At 57.3% G+C, this 19,278-nt stretch carries 16 protein-coding genes; 8 read left to right on the top strand and 8 right to left on the bottom strand.

What is annotated here, in order from left to right; all coding sequences use genetic code 11:
* Nucleotides 1-2: 2 nt before the first annotated feature.
* Nucleotides 3-1,436, top strand: a complete 1,434-nt coding sequence (locus AC6CHM_RS22515; RefSeq protein WP_498175102.1) for an aldehyde dehydrogenase family protein — start codon at nucleotides 3-5, stop codon at nucleotides 1,434-1,436.
* 122 nt (nucleotides 1,437-1,558) lie between these two features.
* Entirely contained in the window at nucleotides 1,559-2,512 is a 954-nt protein-coding gene (gene speB, locus AC6CHM_RS22520; protein ID WP_498175104.1) for an agmatinase, read from the top strand.
* Nucleotides 2,513-2,611: 99 nt separating this feature from the next.
* On the opposite strand, the gene AC6CHM_RS22525 is transcribed toward speB, so the two are convergent.
* Genes AC6CHM_RS22525 through AC6CHM_RS22545 form a run of 5 tightly spaced genes read right to left on the bottom strand, consistent with a single transcriptional unit; the run spans nucleotide 2,612 to nucleotide 7,150 of the window.
* Nucleotides 2,612-3,445: an ABC transporter permease gene (locus AC6CHM_RS22525; protein ID WP_498175106.1), complete on the bottom strand. Its 834-nt coding sequence runs from the start codon at nucleotides 3,443-3,445 to the stop codon at nucleotides 2,612-2,614.
* Nucleotides 3,435-4,478, bottom strand: coding sequence for an ABC transporter permease (locus AC6CHM_RS22530; RefSeq protein ID WP_498175108.1), 1,044 nt, complete (start codon nucleotides 4,476-4,478; stop codon nucleotides 3,435-3,437). Before AC6CHM_RS22530 ends, AC6CHM_RS22525 begins: the two co-directional genes overlap by 11 nt.
* Complete coding sequence (locus AC6CHM_RS22535) at nucleotides 4,471-5,586, bottom strand: ABC transporter substrate-binding protein (protein WP_498175110.1); 1,116 nt, start codon at nucleotides 5,584-5,586, stop codon at nucleotides 4,471-4,473. Before AC6CHM_RS22535 ends, AC6CHM_RS22530 begins: the two co-directional genes overlap by 8 nt.
* A 51-nt stretch (nucleotides 5,587-5,637) precedes the next feature.
* Complete coding sequence (locus tag AC6CHM_RS22540) at nucleotides 5,638-6,066, bottom strand: cupin domain-containing protein (protein ID WP_498175113.1); 429 nt, start codon at nucleotides 6,064-6,066, stop codon at nucleotides 5,638-5,640.
* Nucleotides 6,067-6,088: 22 nt separating this feature from the next.
* Nucleotides 6,089-7,150: an ABC transporter ATP-binding protein gene (locus AC6CHM_RS22545; RefSeq protein ID WP_498175115.1), complete on the bottom strand. Its 1,062-nt coding sequence runs from the start codon at nucleotides 7,148-7,150 to the stop codon at nucleotides 6,089-6,091.
* Between the two features lie 413 nt (nucleotides 7,151-7,563).
* Between AC6CHM_RS22545 and AC6CHM_RS22550 the strand changes: the two genes are divergently transcribed.
* Complete coding sequence (locus AC6CHM_RS22550; protein WP_498175117.1) at nucleotides 7,564-8,112, top strand: TetR/AcrR family transcriptional regulator; 549 nt, start codon at nucleotides 7,564-7,566, stop codon at nucleotides 8,110-8,112.
* A 158-nt stretch (nucleotides 8,113-8,270) separates the two neighbouring features.
* Nucleotides 8,271-8,930, top strand: coding sequence for an aldehyde dehydrogenase family protein (locus AC6CHM_RS22555; RefSeq protein WP_498175119.1), 660 nt, complete (start codon nucleotides 8,271-8,273; stop codon nucleotides 8,928-8,930).
* 72 nt (nucleotides 8,931-9,002) lie between these two features.
* Here the strand turns inward: AC6CHM_RS22555 and AC6CHM_RS22560 are convergent, their stop codons facing one another.
* The 3 genes from AC6CHM_RS22560 to AC6CHM_RS22570 form a co-directional block, all read right to left on the bottom strand.
* Entirely contained in the window at nucleotides 9,003-9,488 is a 486-nt protein-coding gene (locus AC6CHM_RS22560; protein WP_498175121.1) for an L-2-amino-thiazoline-4-carboxylic acid hydrolase, read from the bottom strand.
* Nucleotides 9,489-10,226: 738 nt separating this feature from the next.
* On the bottom strand, nucleotides 10,227-10,478 hold the full coding sequence (locus AC6CHM_RS22565; RefSeq protein WP_498175326.1) for a GNAT family N-acetyltransferase: 252 nt from the start codon (nucleotides 10,476-10,478) through the stop codon (nucleotides 10,227-10,229).
* A complete protein-coding gene (locus tag AC6CHM_RS22570; RefSeq protein WP_498175353.1) occupies nucleotides 10,408-10,848 on the bottom strand; it encodes a hypothetical protein in 441 nt (146 codons plus the stop codon). Before AC6CHM_RS22570 ends, AC6CHM_RS22565 begins: the two co-directional genes overlap by 71 nt.
* Before the next feature lie 407 nt (nucleotides 10,849-11,255).
* Between AC6CHM_RS22570 and AC6CHM_RS22575 the strand changes: the two genes are divergently transcribed.
* The 4 genes from AC6CHM_RS22575 to AC6CHM_RS22590 all read left to right on the top strand — a co-directional run bounded on the left by AC6CHM_RS22575 (nucleotide 11,256) and on the right by AC6CHM_RS22590 (nucleotide 19,274).
* Nucleotides 11,256-11,489, top strand: coding sequence for a hypothetical protein (locus tag AC6CHM_RS22575; RefSeq protein ID WP_498175123.1), 234 nt, complete (start codon nucleotides 11,256-11,258; stop codon nucleotides 11,487-11,489).
* A gap of 208 nt (nucleotides 11,490-11,697) precedes the next feature.
* Nucleotides 11,698-11,961 carry a hypothetical protein gene (locus AC6CHM_RS22580; protein ID WP_498175125.1) on the top strand — a complete coding sequence of 88 codons (264 nt, stop codon included), beginning with the start codon at nucleotides 11,698-11,700 and terminating at the stop codon, nucleotides 11,959-11,961.
* A gap of 93 nt (nucleotides 11,962-12,054) precedes the next feature.
* Nucleotides 12,055-15,219, top strand: coding sequence for a DISARM system SNF2-like helicase DrmD (drmD, locus tag AC6CHM_RS22585; RefSeq protein ID WP_498175127.1), 3,165 nt, complete (start codon nucleotides 12,055-12,057; stop codon nucleotides 15,217-15,219).
* An 8-nt stretch (nucleotides 15,220-15,227) separates the two neighbouring features.
* Nucleotides 15,228-19,274, top strand: coding sequence for an Eco57I restriction-modification methylase domain-containing protein (locus AC6CHM_RS22590; protein WP_498175129.1), 4,047 nt, complete (start codon nucleotides 15,228-15,230; stop codon nucleotides 19,272-19,274).
* Nucleotides 19,275-19,278 lie beyond the last annotated feature (4 nt).

Below are 19,278 nucleotides of genomic sequence, written 5' to 3' on the forward strand. Positions count from 1 at the left end.
AAATGCTCGACAAGCGCAAATTTTACATCAACGGCGAATGGATCGATCCGGTCAAGGCCAATGACCGCGATGTGATCAATCCCGCGACGGAAAGGCCGATCGCGGTCATCTCCATGGGCACCGCCGCCGACATCGACCGCGCCGTCTCTGCCGCCAGGAAGGCCTTCGCGACCTACAACCAGACCAGCGTCGACGAACGCCTCGCACTGCTCGAAAAGCTGCTCGAAATCTACAAGCGCCGCTACGACGAGATGGCCCGCACCATCACGCTCGAACTCGGCGCACCGATCACCATGAGCACCGAACAGCAGGCCGACGTCGGCGTCGGTCACCTCCAGGGCTTTATCGACGGGCTGAAGCGCCTCAAGAGCCGCGAAGTGCTGCCTAACGGCGACGTGGTGCGCCGCGAGCCGATCGGCGTGTGCGGCCTTGTCACACCGTGGAACTGGCCGATCAACCAGATCGCGCTGAAGGTCGTGCCGGCGCTCGCCACCGGCTGCACTTGCGTCTTGAAGCCCTCCGAATTCACACCGCTCAATGCGCTTCTCTATGCGGAAATGGTGCATGAGGCCGGCTTCCCGCCGGGCACATTCAACCTCATCAACGGCGACGGCCTCGAATGCGGTTCGGCGCTTTCCAAACATAAGGACGTCGACATGATGTCCTTCACCGGCTCCACCCGCGCCGGCATTGCCGTCAGCAAGGACGCGGCCGATACGGTCAAGCGCGTAACGCTGGAACTCGGTGGCAAGTCGCCGAACCTCGTCTTTGCCGATGCGGACCTCGAAGATCGCGTCGCCGGCAGCGTACGCGAATGCTTCAACAATTCCGGCCAGTCCTGCGATGCGCCGACCCGCATGCTGGTCGAGCGCTCCGTCTATGACAAGGTGGTGGAAATCGCCGAACGTGTCGGCAAGGAAGCCAAGGTCGGCAATCCGGAACAGGAAGGCGAACATATCGGTCCGCTGGTCTCGGACATCCAGTTCGGACGCGTGCAGGCGCTGATCGATGCTGGTGTTGCGGAGGGCGCGCGGGTTCTCGTCGGCGGCCCCGGCAAGCCGGACGGCTTCGAGACCGGTTATTTCGTTAAGCCGACTATTTTTGCAGACGTCAACAACACCATGCGCATCGCCCGCGAGGAAGTGTTCGGCCCTGTGCTCTCCATCATTCCCTTCGACACGGAAGAAGAAGCAATCGCGATCGCCAACGACACGGCGTTCGGCCTCGCCGCCTATCTCCAGACCGGCAATTCGGAGCGGGCCGAGCGTGTTGCCGCGCGGCTTCGCGCCGGCATGGTGCACATTAACGGCGGCCCGCACCGCTATGGCAGCCCGTTCGGCGGCTATAAGCAATCAGGCAACGGCCGCGAGGGCGGGCTCTTCGGCATTGAGGACTTCCTTGAGGTGAAGACCGTTCACCGGCCGGATGCGGCCTGAAAGTAGTGCGTGGCTTTTCGCTTAAGCCGCTCTCCGCGACAAAAACCAGCACGTTAAGTGACACTCGCTTTCCGAAGCGGAATGTCAGAGCAGCAGAGAATCTGTTAATTTGGGATGTTGAGATGCCGACAAGAATCCTCAATCAGCCGCTCGGCGGCAACGAAATGCCTCGGTTCGGGGGCCCCGCCACGATGATGCGCCTGCCGACGCAGACAACCACCGAAGGGCTCGATGCCTGCTTCGTCGGTATCCCCATGGATATCGGCACCTCGAACCGGCCGGGCACACGCTTTGGGCCGCGCCAGATCCGCACCGAATCCTGTATGATCCGGCCCTACAACATGGCGACCCGCGCAGCCCCCTTCGACAGCCTCCAGGTGGCCGATATCGGCGACGTCGCGATCGACACATTTAACCTCCCCAAATGCGTCGACATCATCACGGACGCCTATCGCGACATCATCGCCAACGGTTGCAAGCCGCTGACGCTGGGCGGTGACCATACGCTGAGCTACCCGATCTTGCGTGCCATCGCAGAAAAGTACGGTCCTGTCGGCCTCATTCATGTTGATGCCCATGCTGACATCAACGAACACATGTTTGGCGAGCCGATCGCCCACGGCACCCCCTTCCGTCGCGCGGTGGAAGCCGGCGTGCTCGACACCAAGCGCTGCATCCAGATCGGCGTGCGCGGTACGGGCTATGCCGCCGACGATTTCGACTGGCCGCGTGAGCAAGGCTTCCGTGTGGTGCAGGTGGAAGAGTGCTGGCACAAGTCGCTGACGCCGCTGATGGAAGAAGTCCGCGGGCAGATGGGCGCAGGTCCGGTCTATCTGACCTTCGACATCGACAGCCTCGACCCGAGCATTGCGCCCGGCACAGGCACGCCGGAAATTGCTGGCCTCAACACGATTCAGGCACTGGAAATCATTCGCGGCTGCTGGGGCCTCAACCTCGTCGGCTGCGATCTCGTAGAGGTTTCCCCGCCCTATGACCTGTCGGGCAATACGGCGATCACGGCGGCGAACCTGTTGTTTGAAATGCTCTGCGTGCTTCCGGGCGTGCAAAGAAGGTGACGATCGCAGTAGCGCCAATAAGGAAGCGTCACAGCCAGCATACTTTCAACGCCTGCAAACGGTCGAGCGAATTCCGGGCAGCATTTTTACCTTGAGCACTTACCGCGCCTTGGTTCGGTTCATCTTGAAGGCGATGATCGCCACTACGAGAGAAAGCGCGAAGATGAACACACCAATCACAGCGATCTGAGGGGGCATCTGCCGCCTCATCAATCCATAGAGCCAGGTGGGAAACATGATCGTATTGCCGGCCGTGAAATTGGTCAGCACGAAATCGTCGAGCGACAGCGCGAACACCATCAAGGCACCGGAAACAATACCCGGCCAAATTGCCGGGAGCCACACAGTCGCGAATACGCGCGCAGGCCGTGCACCGAGATCCTGTGCCGCCTGCTCCAGCGATAGATCAACGCCCATGACGCGGGCCCGGACGTTGATAATGACGAAAGACAGGCCGAGTGTCACGTGAGCGATGATCACTGTCGGCAGGCCGAGGGGGAAGAACAATCCACCGGTGACCGATTTCAAGGAGGCAATCGTTGCCGTTGCCACGAACACGAGAAGTAGCCCAGAGCCGAGGACAACCTCGGGTGTGGCGAGCGGCAATATCGTCATGGCGGAAAGGGCCGATTTTCCAGGAAGTTTTCCGCGACCCAGCAGGTATCCAAGTGGTGTGCCGACCAAGGCCGAGATCAACGCGGCCGACAGTGCGACGATGAAGCTGTTTGTCAGTGCTACATCAAGTTGGCTTACCGCCAAAGGATGCAACCACGCATTGAGCGAGAACTGTTTTAGCTCGTAGTTAAAACGACCTCCCGGATCGTTCAGCGAGAAGGCTAGCATGACGAAAATCGGAACGAAAAGGATCAGCAACACGCTCGTAATGGTCGCGTAGGCAATATATCGACTGGATGATGCACTTCTATACGACATCAAGCGCCTCCGATGCTTTTACAACTCGAAAGAACCCCAGCAGCAGCGCCACCGAAAACGCCAGCAACAGGGAGGCGAGAGCCGCGGCGCCGGCATAGTCGAGCTCGATCAGGAACTTCGCCTGGATAACATTGCCGGCCATTGTGGTCCCGATATTGCCGAGGATACCTGCATTAACGTAATCGCCGAGAGCAGGCACGAAGCTTAACAGCGCGCCCGCAAAGACACCGCTCAGGCTGAGAGGCAAGACCACATAGGCAAATGTCTCGGTGATAACGTAACCGGCAGCTCCCCCGAGAAGAACTATGATGGCCATCATCGATACCTGTGACGCGTTAAGTTCAAGGTTCTTTCCGCTGACCACATAGGTGAAGAGCAGGCCAAACAAGAAGGCGAGTGCCACACCCCATTTCAAGCCGCGCAGCCCGCAGCGCCGCGCAAACAGGTCTTCCGAAGCGGCGCACAGATTTCTGTCGACGCGGTCGAATGCCGTATACATCGGAAGAAGGACGAACGGGAACAGCTGGTAGGCGAGCCCCAAAACGACCGCCAACGGCGTACCGAGCAGGACACCCTGGAGCCCGGTCATTTTCTCGATCGTGCCGAAGATGGGGCCGTTTGCACCTAACAGCGTCTGCAACATAATCACGCGCACGAGGTAGCTCGTGAGGAACGGTGCGATCGCGGCGAACACCAGGACGAGGCGATACCGCCCTCCGTAGAACGAGATGAAATATGCGAGCGGCATGGCGACGGCAAAGCAAATAATGGTTGCCGTCCCGCCGATGATCAGCGAGTTCCAAAAGTTTGCATAATAGGTTCCGATGACGTCAAGATAGTTGCTGACCGACCATCCTTCCGGGTTCAGCGCCCCTGGAGACGCGCTGAACGACATCCGGAGGATTGTGTAGAGCGGAGCTCCGACACAGACTAGCATCCACATCAATGCGGGCGTAACGATCAACCCACGTACGACGCGCGGCGGCACCGCGAGACCCAGCGCGCTTTTCCTTGACATCGTTCGCTCAACCACTTGTTATTTCCGTCCATCGGCGAGAGATTTTGGCCCAGATTTCCGGGCTCCATGCGGCGCCGTAGGGATGGAGTCTCTGCCTTATGTCCTCCGGCATGAAGATGAGCGGATCGGCAGCAAGCCCGGGATCGACTTTTGCCATCTCCTCTTCGACGCCGAGGGAAAAAGGGTTCTGGAGGGTATAACGAAGGAAGTTCACAGCGTTCCTTGGCTCGAACCACCAGTTTATCAGTGCAAATGCAGCGTCAGGATTTGCCGCATTTTTAGGAACACCGAGCCGATCAACATAGACCGGTGCTCCTTCCTGAGGCACAGAGAAGCCGAGCAGGTTGAGATCGAGCTGCGAGATATTCACGGCGGGCGCTATCGAGGCGACCATGTCGCCGCTCATTAGTTTCTGTCCGGCATTCTCACCTTGCGAGACGAGTAAGTGGCCGTTCTTGATATGCGGCGCAAGAAATTCCAGAACCTCCATCGCCTCCTCGTAGGTCATGTCTATCGGAAGATTATCGATGACCTTTTGTGCCTTTAGATATAGCCCCCAAGCGGCGATGTTTGCTTGCGGCATCGTATAGAGCCCAACCTTACCCTTGGCCACGGGATCAAGCAGCTCCGCCCATGACGAAATCCCGGCGGGGAAGGCCTTCTTGTTGTAGCAAAGCCCCATCGCGGCGTGATCGAAGGGAATGGCAACGTCGGCGTTCCTTGCAGACTTCAGGGAAGGCAGAAGATATTTTTCGACATTCGGCAACTGGCCTGGCTTCGGCGTCAAGAGAAAATCGTTGGCGGTGTAGAACGTGACCAAGTCAGTTGAAATGCAGATCAGATCGTAGCCGATCGGCAACCCCGCCATGAGCTGAGGCTTGGCACTGGCGAAAAACTGATTGGCGTCGGAAATTACTTCCCGGTAATCGACTTCGATCCCTGTTTCCTTGGAGAAGCGCTCAAGGTCTACAGGGTCGCATTCACCGGGATTCGTCGCCCAGAGGACAGGGCCGGTCGCTGCGCGCGCGACCGACGGTTTCAAGAGTGATTGTGTGAAAAGGGCACCAAAGGCACCTACACCGATTGCTCGAATGACGTCGCGACGTTGGGTCATGTAGCTCATCTGAATTCCCCTTTGGTGTCCTGTTCGTCGATGCAGCTCTGCCGCCCGGCTTTAGTCCTTGACGTGGATGAAGAACTTCTTGATCGGGCCGGACTGGTGCCATTCGCCCGTATCGGTCTCGCTGTAGATGAGCAGATCACCCGGCCCGGCATGGTGCTTCCTGCCCTGCGCGTCCGTCACGGTCACCTCCCCGTCAACGACAAAGTCGAAGCATTGTCCGGTTCCGAGCAGATCGCCGATATCGGCGTCACGGCTCCACAGCCCGACCGTTATACGTCCATCAGGAGAGGTCCAGCCGTCGGCATGTCGGCCAACAGGATTTCCGGGAGTACGGTCGTTCGGCATGTCCCCGTAGTCTTCCCAGACAAGGTTCTTATCGCCGAACTTCACCACCTTCACTCCGCTCGAGGCGTTCGAAACGATGGGCGCTTTTTTGTCGATAGGCATTGTTGTCACCTTAATATAGACCCGTTTTGTCACCGGTCGGGCCTCCCCGGTATCTTCACTGAACCAGATGCGCGGATGCAGGATCCCAAGACAGGCAATGCTCGTTTTCAAGGCCTGCCAGAGGGGTCTTGGAGTTGAACCGGATCTGCTGTCCAGCCGCGGTCACTGCCTTCACCTCAAAGCGCTCTCCGACATAGGCATGATCGACGACCTTGATTTGCAATAGAGGCTTTCCTCTTCCATCAATGCTGCTCACCACATGGAGGTCTTCCGGCCGAATCATGAGCTGTCCGTGGGCGCCAACGATCCCGCGTTCGGCACGAACCGGCACAATAGCTCCGTCTTCGAGCTGGACCGCGACTTCTCCGGCCGAAACAGAGATCACCTGGCAGGCCAACAGATTGGCATCCCCGATGAAGCTGGCAATAAAACTTGTGCGCGGCGTACGATATATTGCATCGGGCGACCCGACCTGCTCGACCCCACCATCTTTCATAACGGCAATCCGGTCTGACATGCTTAGTGCTTCGGACTGGTCATGCGTCACAAAGACGGTCGTCGTACCGACCTCCTTTTGGATGGTTTTCAGTTCGTCCCGCAATTGTTTTCGCATCAGGTAATCGAGAGCTGACAGGGGCTCGTCCAGCAACAGAACCTTGGGCCGGTTTGCGAGCGCCCGCGCCAGAGCCACGCGCTGCTGCTGACCGCCTGACAAGGCGGCTGGCAGCCGAGACGCGTAAGCGCTCATGCCCACCCTCTCCAGCTCTGCGCTGACGCGCCGACGGCGTTGGTTCGGCGGCAGCCCCTGGCGTTTGAGGCCATATTCGATATTGGCCGCAACGGTAAGATGCGGGAAAAGGGCGTAATTCTGAAAAACATAGTTTGTCGGCCGGTCGGATGCAGACAATGCAGTTACGTCCTGGCCGTCGACGAGGATGGTGCCGGAATACGGCCGGATGAAGCCTCCGACCATCTTCAGCGTCGTGGACTTGCCACAGCCGCTCGGCCCAAGAAGGGTAAAAAATTCGCCCGCCTCGATGGTGAGGTTTACCGATTTAACGGCTTCGAACGCACCGAAACGGCAGGTGAGCTGCTTCACTTCGAGTTTTACTGGCATTGTTCGGTCCACTCCAAGCACCGGGCCGTGCTCGACACGGCGATTACGGTCAATAACGCTGTTGCATGCGGAGGCATGGAGATCGCTCGGGCGACCGTGACACGGTCGATCCTGCAAATGGTGAGCGTGCAGTGCACTCAAGGCGGACCCGGCTATAGATGAGATATTTGACGCATATTGGAGACATTTTGGTTCCCTCATTCTTATTGGACTTGTTTTAGAAATATAAATACGTTCGGATTGAAAAATCAAGTAAGAATGTTAAAAGAGGTCGAAACGCACGTTTTTGTCCGCAAACGGACTTAGGAACGCGCAAGGCTTGCTGACAGCAACGAAGGTTGGCGCGCGTTAACATGATCCGTGGAAACGGAGCGGCCGCGGCGCCGAGAGACCCGATCAATGGGGAGGAAATCGTGGGACGAAAGAAGAATATAGATCCGAACAGCATTCTGGATGCCGCGGAGTACGTCGTTGCGACCCAGGGCTCTGCAGCTCTGACCATCGACGCGGTCGCAAAACAGGCTGGCATCACCAAAGGCGGCGTCCAGTATTCCTTTGCCAACAAGAATGTGTTGATTGCGGCCATGTTCGAGCGGTGGGACGCCAACTACAACGCGATGTTCGAAAAACACATCGCCGGAGCAGACGGGCCTATTTCCCTCGTCCGCGCGCACATCGACGCCTCATTAAATGTAGATGAGACCTCTCGCTCGAAGGCGGCCAGCATGATGGCCGCTCTGATACCGACACCTGAAAACCTGACAAGCGTGCAGTCATGGTACCGTACGCGCATCGAGGCCTTAGACCTCTCCTCTCACGAGGGACGACGAGCCTTCGCAGGCTTTCTAGCCACCGAGGGGCTTCTCCTCCTCCGGTATCTCGGTTTCATGGAGATAAAAGATGAAGAATGGGACGCCGCCTCGCGTGGCATCAACGAGCTGTTCAATCCGAGAGCCGAGTAACTCCGTCCTCTCGACGAACCCAAGGATGCTCCTGACCCATCGCGCGGCCATTCGTGGGTGACGGCATGCAGAGCTTTTGACGCCCGCCGCGCGTCCTGTACAGCCGCGCGCACGCACGGTCAGGCGGGACTCTTAACGTTCGGCTTCGGAAAGAGTTAATGCTTGATAAGCGGCGATTCTACATAAACGGCCAGTGGGTCGACCCAATCCGAAGGGACGTTCTACCCGTCATAAACCCTGCGACGGCAACAACGATCGCGGTCATTTCCCGGGCATCACCACCCGATCTCGACTGGGCGGCCGCAGTCGCCAAACGTGCGTTGGCCTCCTATAGCCGGACGCCTGTCGACGAACGATTGGCGCTGTTGGTACGTTTTGAGGAGATTTACATCTTGCGTTGCCACGAACTGGCCCAGACGATCTCGATGGAGGGTGACATCCTGATCGCGATCGGCATGGAGCAAACGATGGCCGGCCTCGGTCATCTGAGGGCACTCATCAAGCAGCTGACACGGGCTATTGGCACTGAGGAAGCCAGGCCACAAGCCAGGCGCGGAGGCAAGGTTCCTCTCTCCGTTCAGGGTTTGATCACCTCCTGGAAGCAACCGGTTGACCAGATCGTTCTAAAGATTGCACAGATCCTTGCCGATGGTTGCGTGTGCATTCTGAAGCCATCTGAGATCACTCCGCTCAGCGCAATGCTCATTGCGGAAATGATTGACGAGGCCGGCTTTCCTTCAGGGGTGTTCAATTTGGTCAACGGGACTGATATCGACTGCGGCGAAGCTCTCTTTCCAGACACCGCGAAGTCGACTTGAGCATAGAGCGACTGAGATATTACATGACTGTACGCCTCATGATCTGCCCGGAACACGCGACTGCAGAAAATTTCACGGTTGGGCTTTCTCTGTAATCCGGGTCACGCAGCAGCCCTCCTGTCCGGGAGACCAGAGTTCAATCCCAAAGTCGAAGCCCGCTGCTTCCAACGTCACCTCGTCAAGTGCGGAGGCGCAGTAAAGCAAGGTGACGATTTCCTCTTGGCTGCATCCGGCATCAACCCATGCATCCTTGATCGGGCATGCCATCATCTTCACTTCGAGGCATGTGCTGTCGAGCCGCCTAATTTCCGGGCAAAACACCGACCCGTCATCCGGTGATTTTGCAAAGCCTCTTGCCATACATTCGAAGTCCCTCGGGGCGCAGACCGCGAGCGATTTGCCGATATAAAGACCATGGGCGCGGCTTGCACTTCGCATCACATCCTTGGCTTCATCTTCGCCGTAGCGGGCTTTGAGTTCGCGAAAGACCATCAGATAGGCCGTGCCTCGGTCCTTGATGGCGTCATACAGCAATTTGTTGGTTGGCTTGCTGGGCAAATCTTCCCCTCAGAACATCGTGTTTAACTGCTGTTTCGAAATTCCCGCAGACCTCCCCAAAACGCTGAGGTCGATTCCTGCTGGTGATCCCACATGTGAGATTCTCGCCATGGCACATCTTTCTGGAACGATCGGTCGCAACTGCTGCTTCTGCCTGAAACTGTTGACGATTACGTGGGAATGATTTTTGCCGATCCGGACGTATCCGTTTGTACGCTCCGATACGCCATAATTCATTCAAATATAAAGTTAATCGTCACCGTGTCTATCGAGGGGGCAGCGCTCCGATTTGACGGTATAGGGGAACTTGTTCGATCGGGAATTTTGCTATACCGTCACGGCGAAGGATCGGCGGCGAGTAACGTGCCGTATTTGCACCTATGCGCTGGCGGCACCCTTGCTGCCGGTAGCGGCTAGCGGGCCCGTCCACCAGCCATTCCAATGTGCAAGTTCGCACGAGGGGCCGATTAAAATGTTGGGTGCAAGACAATACAACTTACCTAACTGCGGAGGCAACGGAGCATGGCTCCTTCAATTGCGGGCCGCAGAGCCGGCAACAATATATTTGTCGTAACAGGCAGATCATCCGTCATGGTTTGGCAATGTTCCCAATGTTGAGTCTAGAAAAGATATCCTAACATATCAATCTTTCCGTTTGGCCAATCCCTGGACTGTATACCCTTTACGAGGAAGCAATCTGCAAGATCCCGTTCAATGACTGCTATACTTTCAACCTCTTCAACAGCTAGCCATTTCGTCATTGCTGGAGAAATACGCTCGAAACCATTCGACTTGTAGAGAGCGCCATTGTCTCATCAACACAAGGAAATCCACGTTGGATCTTACCGCGAGCACCTCGACGGCATGCAGCAAATTACCGCCAATGCCGGCACGGCGATGATCGGGTTTAACGCAAAGGTCAATTATCCCGAAAATCCGAACAGCGGTGACTGGCGTCATCGATGTGAACACCAGAGGGCGGAGATCCATAAGCGCCGATAAATAGGGTAATATCTCGGGTGATTTGTTGGTCCGGATAAAGTGAAGCAAGCTGCTTTGCATGAATACTGAAAAACTCTTGCAGCATACCGGACCACTGCAGCGGACCGTTAACAATCAGACCGGCATTTTCGCCAAGCTCCGGCTTTCCTCCACCAAAGGCCGTTGAAATCGATCTTTGTATTTTTTGAGGAGCACGATCATAAGTCAGGAATCGCTCTGCGGGAGCATAATCCTCTTTACCACCGACGTATCCGCGATAGTAGTTCAGTTTGGACGATCCCCGATCGCGCTTTGCGCCGTCCAATGCATTCGATATGTGATCAAAGGTGACCGGGAATGCTGTGAGATCACGAGCCAAATAAGGCCCAGTGAGCCAGCGGACTCATTGTACAAATCCCTCCACATTCCCGATCTCCTTAGTTCTTAGGTGCGCGGTCCGGAGTCGAAAACCTGTATAGTCTTCCGTATCATCTGAAATTGCTTTCAGGGCGCTTGCGAAAGCCTTGTTATCTTGCAACGCGGCCTTCTCGTTTTCGATATTGGTGGGACGCTCTTTCAAGGGGCATCGAAATCATCTTTGGAGCGCCCATTAACGCCGCTCTTTCGGAGAGACTACTTTTGCATTCTAGACCTCCTATGTGGAACGAGGATACAGGATTCATTGGAGTTTGGTGTACGTAGCAGTAAGCGCTTCCAAGGCGGTGTGGACAGCAGCTTCCCCAATGCACAAAGGCAGCAAGGCGCGCGGATTCGCTGCGGCGGCGCGTGATCGATATGCTGCTTACCGACCGTGACGGCTACGATCTCGTCTTCGACGACAGTGCTGGAGAAATCGCAGGCGTCGTCACGTTGCGCTTCGCCAAGGGACTGATCGATGTCACGCTCTATCACCGCAAATATTCGAGCGCGGAAGCGCCGTGCGCCCGCGTTAGGGGTCTTTACGAGGTCTGCGGACCGGCGCGGAAGTCGGCTGGTGTCAATCGTCCTAATCGGTGGTAATGCACATGCCGAAGCACGAAAAGCTGCGCTTCGAAACAAGGGCAGCTCGCTGAACGGTCGCTGCTGCGTTTGCGATACTATAGCGCAAAGGATGGATGACCTCGCTCACGCAAGACCTTCCAATCATTTCGACGACGCGAGATTCTAAGTTTCGGGGCAAGATCTGCTACATTGAGAGATCGAGAACGGTGATGACCCATCAAAATCCGTGGAGGGGATCGATGTCGTTCAACCGGAGAAGCCGGTCAATCCGGAACACAGCCGGCTGCGTCAGCTACGGGTCGAGACACTCGCGGGCTACGGCGACGCACGCGACTGGGCGCTCGACCTCAAGTCAGACCTTCAGCTTTGGCGCGGCGGTGGGCTGGCCTGGGGCGAGATCACAAAGTTTGCGCGGGAATCGAAAAAACGGCGATCAAAACACGATCACAATGTCCCTTGGGGTTGCGCCAAGAATCAGCGACACGTTTAAGTTATCGCAAGCCATTTATGGAATGTTCCGCTAAAAGGTGTGAACCGTCTGAGAATTGCATGTCTCATCGGTAGATAAGATCGAGAGTTAGACTTGAACAACATCAAAACCATCACTGACCCTCACAACAATTTATTGCCCGGAACGTTTGTGCGAATCCGTTCGAAGAGCTGGGTCGTTGAACAGAGTGGTAGGCTTGGAACAATACCTTTCCTCGATCTCATATCCGTCGAGGACGATGCGCAGGGTGAAGCTCTCCGGGTTACCCTCGGGTCAGAAGTCGATCAACAGGTTATTGATCCCAATGATTGGTCAGCGCTGTTTCAGACCAAGTTTGAGGGACCGGAGCGCCTCGGTGCGTTTCTGAGGGCTACTGAATGGCGTACCGCGTCAGCGGCCGATCGCAAGTTGTTTCAAGCCCCGTTTCGGGCGGGTATCCGCCTCGATGCTTATCAATTGCTTCCTTTGGCCAAAGCCTTAGACTTGCCCCGAGTGAACCTGCTTATCGCTGACGATGTCGGTCTAGGTAAAACGGTTGAGGCGGGGTTGATCGTTAGAGAACTTCTTCTCAGACGAAGGGTCGAAATCGTTGTCGTTGCAGCCCCCGCGTCGATGTTGCTTCAATGGCAGGACGAGCTGTCGCAGAAATTCGGTTTGGATTTCACGATCGTAGACCGCGAGTATTTGCTGGAGACGCGTCGCACGCGAGGCTTCTCCGCCAATCCTTGGAGTGTAGGTTCACGGTTCCTGGTTTCTCACAGCGTGTTGTCAGATGAGACCTACATGTCGGGGCTTCGTGATCTGCTGGGCGAGTTTCGTGCGAGGTCGCTGCTGATTCTCGATGAAGCCCACCACGCGGCACCTTCCTCTGGTACCGTTTGGGCAACCGAAAGCCAGATGACCCGCGCCGTACGACAGATCGCTGGTCGCTTCGAACATCGCCTTTTTCTGTCGGCGACGCCGCATAATGGCCATTCGAACTCTTTCGCGACGCTTCTGGAAATCCTTGACCCGCAACGCTTCACCAGAGGCATTGACGTCGATGCGAAGGAACTCGAACCGGTCATGGTTCGCCGACTGAAAGAGGACCTTCGACTTTTGGGACAGCCTTTCCCAGAGCGCATCGTCAAGCCGATCAAAATTGAGAACTTGCCTGCCAACGCCCCCGAACTCACGCTAGCGGCGATGCTGGACGAATACCGATCGTCATCCAGCGGCGGTTCGCGGGCGCGTTTCCTGTTTGCGAATCTCCAGCAACGTCTGTTCTCCTCGATTGCTGCATTCGACAGAACATTGAGGACCCATCGCAAGACGCTCAATCGCAAGCGCGAGGAAGCCGTTGTCGCTGGAGACGAGGTCATTGATCTGGCTGAAGACAACGATCTCATCGATATGGCGACAGTCGAAGCATGCTCAGAGCTCGGGGATATTGATGCCGCGATTGCGCACGTCGACCACATGCTGGCAATTTCCAGTGCCGCGAAGGACGGTCCTGACGGCCGCATAGAGGCAATCCTGGATTGGGCCGAAGTTGAGATGCTGGACGACACGCATCAATGGCGGGATCGTCGTCTTATCCTCTTCACGGAATGGGACGATACGCGCCGCTGGCTCGTCGATCGATTGAAGGAAGGCCTTCTCAAGCGAAGCCGCAACAAGATTGACCTCGACGGTCGTATCCTTGTCTTCACCGGCCAGACCAACCTTGAGGAGCGGGATCGCATCAAGATTGCCTTCAATGCGCCTTTTGGTCAGGAGCCCGTGCGCATTCTGGTTTGTACGGACGCGGCACGTGAAGGCCTGAACCTTCAGGCGCGATGCCAGGATCTGATCCATGTCGACCTGCCTTGGAACCCCTCGCGCCTTGAACAGCGAAACGGGCGAATTGACCGAAAGCTTCAGCCCTCGAAGACCGTCAACTGCAGTTATTTCTTCTACACCCAGCGTGAAGAGGACCGGGTTCTCGATGCTCTGGTGCGCAAGACTGAGGTCATCCGAAAGGAACTCGGGGCCTCGGGTGAGGTGCTGCGGCAGACAATTGAGAAGCGCCTGTCACGAGATGGTATCCGTCGTGGTGAGGCGCTGCGCATCTCCGCCGAGATCGAAGCCGAGAACTCCTCCAAGGTCTCGACTACGGAAAAGGAACTCGGCGACGAACAGGAAAAACGTCTGGCGCGGTTGAAGGAAGAGCAGGACCGACTTCAGCGGCTGCTCGAGCAGGCACGTAAGCGGGTTGGTGTAGACGGAGCCGAAATCCGGCAGGTGGTCGAGATCGCCTTGAAGGATGACCAAGCTTCGCTCTCTCCGGGCCACTTCAGCGTGCCGGAGGCTCTGGCGCTTGACCCGCAACATCCTGCATTCGCGAAGGATCGCAGTTGGGCAACACTGTTCGACGAACTGCGCCCGGGTCGCCCCGCACGTCCCTATGAGCGGGAGAGGTGGAGACAGAAGACACCGGTTCGTGGTCTCGTCTTTGAACCTCCCTACGTCAAGGAGGGGCAGCCGGAGCCCCAGGACGTTGTGCAACTCCATCTGGAGCACCGGCTGGTCAAGCGGCTGATATCTCGGTTCTCGTCGCAGGGCTTCCGTTCCAATATTGGCAGGGTCACCGCCATAATTGGTCCTGGCGCGCAACCGCGTGTCGTTTTGATCGGCCGGCTGTCGCTGTTCGGTCCCGGTGCGCGCCGGCTGCATGAGGAAATCATCCCGATCACTGCTGCCTGGCGCGATGTTCGTCGAGATGAGGCCCCTCTGTCGCCTTTCGCAGAAGCGGGCGAAATGACGACCATCGCCCAGTTGGATGATGCCTTGCGCACAGGGCGCACGCCGATCCAGAGCGTCGTTGATCGACTGGAGAAAACGGTGGAACTCGACATCCGTGATCTTCGCCCATACCTCGAGACCAAAGCCGAGGCGTCGGAAAAGACGGCCCTGACAGAGCTTGCTGAAAACGGTCGCCGTGAGGGGGAAGCCATGGCCGATCTGCTCACGCGACAGATTCAGAAGGTGCGAGAAGCGATGCGAGAGAAGAAGCCCATCGACCAATTCGCCTTCGATTTCTCGACGGAAGAGCAACGTCAACAGTCCGAGAAGGAAATGCGGCAGATGGAAGCCGATCGCCGCACTTGGGATCAAAAGCTGCTTCGTCTGCAGGATGACCTCGATAACGAACCCCAGAAAGTCAAAGACGGGTATGAGGTGAAGGCGCGGAAGTTGGAGCCGCTCGGCATCGTCTACCTCTGGCCCGTGACGAATTGAGCAGTCCCATGAATTTTTACGCACCCGCAGACGAAACCACAGAATGGCTGAATTACCTTCAGCCCGAAGGTCTAGTCGTTGGGCCCAATGTCCTTCGGGACAAGGGCCTGACACCGATCCGACAGACGCCGCTGGATACCGAGGCGGTTGCCGAGGCGCTGGAGCTGTCTCCCGAGACCAGGCGAGAAGACGACAAGTTCTTCGTGATGCGCAACACCTGGGGCTTCCTTGAGACGGTGCTCGGCTGGCCCGCCAAACTGGTCGCCGGCAGTCCAGCGGGGCCCGTCGTCGCAGCCGATCTGACACGGGTGGTTCCCGAACATGAAACCCTGCTCGCACCGGACATGGTCGTTCTATGGAACGACGTAATGGAAGAGGGCGTGCCTGCGCTGATGCTGGTCTCAATACATCCGAATCTGGATGCCGATGGTCGTGGCCAGTTCGGCGATAGCGAATGGGAAGCAAGCCCGCACCAGCGACTGGAACGCCTGCTGCGCGAAACCGGCGTCGGCGTCGGTCTGCTCGTCGCGAAAGGTACTCTGCGTCTTGTCTATGCGCCACACGGGGAAACGGCAGGCTGGATATCCTGGCCGCTGGCCGCACTTGGGCGGGTGGAAGGACGGTCCATGCTGGCCGGTCTCAAACTTTGCCTTGGCCGGAACGCGCTGTTCACCGGCGCACTGGACAAGCGGCTTCGTCCGGTTCTCAAACAGTCCCGGGAAGCCCAGAACGAAGTTTCGGAAAAGCTGTCGGGCCAAGTGCTAGGCGCGCTACACGAACTGCTGCGCGGTATTCACCAGGCTGATCCCGAACGCATAGAAGGGCTGGCGGAAACGCAGTCGCATCATCTCTACGAGGGCCTGCTTACCTGCCTGATGAGGCTCGTTTTCCTGCTTTACGCGGAAGATCGCGACCTCTTGCCGTCGTCCCCCGATCCTCAGTTGAGAATGCTCTGGGAGGGTGCCTATTCGATCAAGACGCTGTACGCCAAACTCCTCACCGACGAAGCGCTCAATCCGGATACGATGGATGAGCGTCGTGGTGGCTGGGGCCAGCTTCTCGCCGTCTTCCGCATCATCCATGAAGGCCATGGCGATTGGGTCGCCCGCCGAGGCGGTAAGCTGTTCGATCCGGAAATCTTCCCATTTCTCGAAGGGCGCGATAAGGGCAGCACGAAGGACGACGCCAAGGTTCTACCCATCTCGGACGGCTGTATCCTGCGCATTCTACATGGGCTGATGACGGTAGAAGCCCGAAGCCTGTCGGGCGAAAAAATCCGCGAACGCCTGTCCTACCGCTCCCTCGATGTCGAAAGCATCGGCTCGGTCTACGAAACGGTGATGGGCTTCACCGCTCTGCGGGCTGACGAGCAGATGATAGCGCTTCGCGACGAGAAGAAGCTGCCGACCTTCATCGGCCTCCATACGCTTCTTGCCCAAAAGCCGGGAGACCGGCAGAAATGGCTGAAGGATCGCGCGATCAAGCTGTCACCGAAACAGGCGAAGGGAGTGAAAGAGGCAGCCGATGTCCCGGCGCTGCTCGACGCTTTTGGTGGCCTGATCGATCTTCGCGCCATGCCGGATGGCTCGGCCATCAGTCTCGGCGCGCCCTACCTTCAGCCGACCGAAGAACGTCGCCGGTCAGGCTCGCACTACACGCCGCGTTCGCTGACCGAGCCAATCGTCCGCCATGCTTTGGAGCCGGCCTTTGAGCGGATCGGCGCAAAGGCCTCGCCCGAGGCTGTGCTGTCGCTCAAGATCTGCGATCCTGCCTGCGGTTCTGGCGCATTCCTTGTGGAAGCCTGCCGCCAGCTCGGCGCGCGGCTGGAACAGGCCTGGAACATGTATGGTGCGGAGAAACCAACCATTCCGCCGGATGAAGACGAGGCGTTGCATGCGCGGCGTTTGGTCGCCCAGAAATGCCTCTATGGCGTTGACCGCAACCCAATGGCAGTAGACTTGGCGCGTCTATCCCTGTGGCTGGCGACCCTGGCGCGGGATCACGAATTCACCTTCCTCGACCACGCCATTAAGAGCGGCGACAGCCTAGTAGGCTTGACGCGTCACGAGATCGAAGCCGTCCATTGGGATGCCTCGAAACTCGGCCTGCCGCTGTTCCGCAGCATGATCAAGGAGGCGGTAGATCGCGCCCAGGAGGGGCGCGAGGCCATTCGTAATGCGCCGGATGATGTAACCCGTGCTGTGCAGGAATCCCGGTTCCGCCGAGTCGAGACCGAGGTGGAGCCTGCACGCATTGTCGGCGACGCCGTCATAGCGGCCTTCTTCGCGGCTGATAAGGCGAAGGCACGTGAGATGGAGCGGACCAAGGTCGAAAGCTGGATTGGCGGCCATCTTCAACCGCGCTGGGACCTGTTGGAGGCAAAAGCGAATGCCTTCCGGGCCAAACAGGGGTGGCGACCGTTTCATTGGGGGATTGAGTTTCCAGAGGTTTTCGGGCGCGACAATTCGGGGTTTGATGCAATGGTGGGTAATCCACCGTTTGCAGGTAAAAACACGATATCTGCTGCGTCTGGCCCGCGTTACCTACCATGGCTGCAACAACTGCATGAAGGCGCGCACGGCAATGCGGACCTCGTTGCCCATTTCTTCCGTCGCTCTTTTGATCTTTTGCGAGAAGGGGGTGCCTTTGGCCTCATCGCGACCAACACAATTGGTCAAGGGGACACGCGAACAACGGGTTTGGCAACGCTTCTTCGGCAGGGCGGCAGTATCCTACGAGCAATCAAACGGTATCAGTGGCCGAATGAGGGCGCGGCAGTTGTTGTTTCAATCGTGCATGTATTGAAAGGCCCGCACGCGCGATTACCAATTCTGGATGGCCGCCAAGTTGACCGTATCTCTGCCTATCTGGTAGCCGGCGACTTTGACGGTGCGCCAGCGCAACTGATCTCAAATGCCCGTAAAGCATTTATCGGTTCATTTTTGCTTGGCATGGGCTTTACATTCGATGACACGGCTGCAGCAAAGGGTGAGGGAGAATCGCTTGCTGACATGGAGCGTCTCATTGCAATTGACCCTCGAAACCAAGAACGCATCAAACCGTTCATTGGCGGCGAAGAAGTTAACAACTCACCGACACATGCTCATCATCGCTATGCCATTGACTTCTTCGATTTTCCTCTCGAGCGTATCGGTGAATTTAAGTCGTGGTCCACTTGGAGCGAAGAGCGAATCAGACTTGGTCTGCGAGAAGGGCGAGTTCCGCTGGATTACCCCGGACCGGTAGCAGGAGACTGGCATGCGCTTGTCGACATTGTACGCAAGCGGGTAAAGCCAGGTCGCGACGAACAGACACGTGATGCTCTGCGAATTCGTTGGTGGCAATATGCAGAAAAGCGGCCTGGCCTCTATCGCGCAATTGAAGGTTTGCCGTTTGTCTTGGCAACAAATTGTGGCGCAGCGCCTCACTTGGCGTTTGGACGCATGCCAACTGGATGTGTCTTCGCGCACACCCTTGCTATCTTCGGTTATGCCGATTTCGCTCCCTTTGCGGTCTTACAGTCACGTGTGCACGAAGTTTGGGCGCGGTTCTTCTCATCATCGATGAAGGACGATCTACGCTACACCCCATCTGACTGCTTCGAGACCTTCCCGTTCCCGATCGCGTATGAGAGGGATAACTCCCTAGAGGAGTCCGGAGCCGCGTATCATGACTACCGTGCCGCGCTGATGGTGGCTGCGGAAGAGGGTATGACCAAAACTTACAATCGGTTCCACAAGGTGGACGAGCGGGGTGAAGCGATCGAACGGCTACGCGAACTTCATAATGAGATAGATTGTGCTGTCCTTCGTGCCTATGACTGGCACGACCTTGCCGATGTACTGCGTCCCGAATTCTTGTCTGAGGAAACGGAGGACGATCACACCTATCAGGGCCGATACTTCTGGAATGCCGAAGGTCGCGATCGGGTGCTCGCCCGCCTTCTGGCGCTTAATGCCGAGCGGCGTACGGAAGAGGTTCGGCAGGGTGTAGCACCGAAAGGCTCAGCACGGATCGATGAGGACGAGGACGGTTCTGAAGGGGGGGTGCTTTAGATGG

The organism is Phyllobacterium sp. GQ127, from assembly GCF_059758635.1.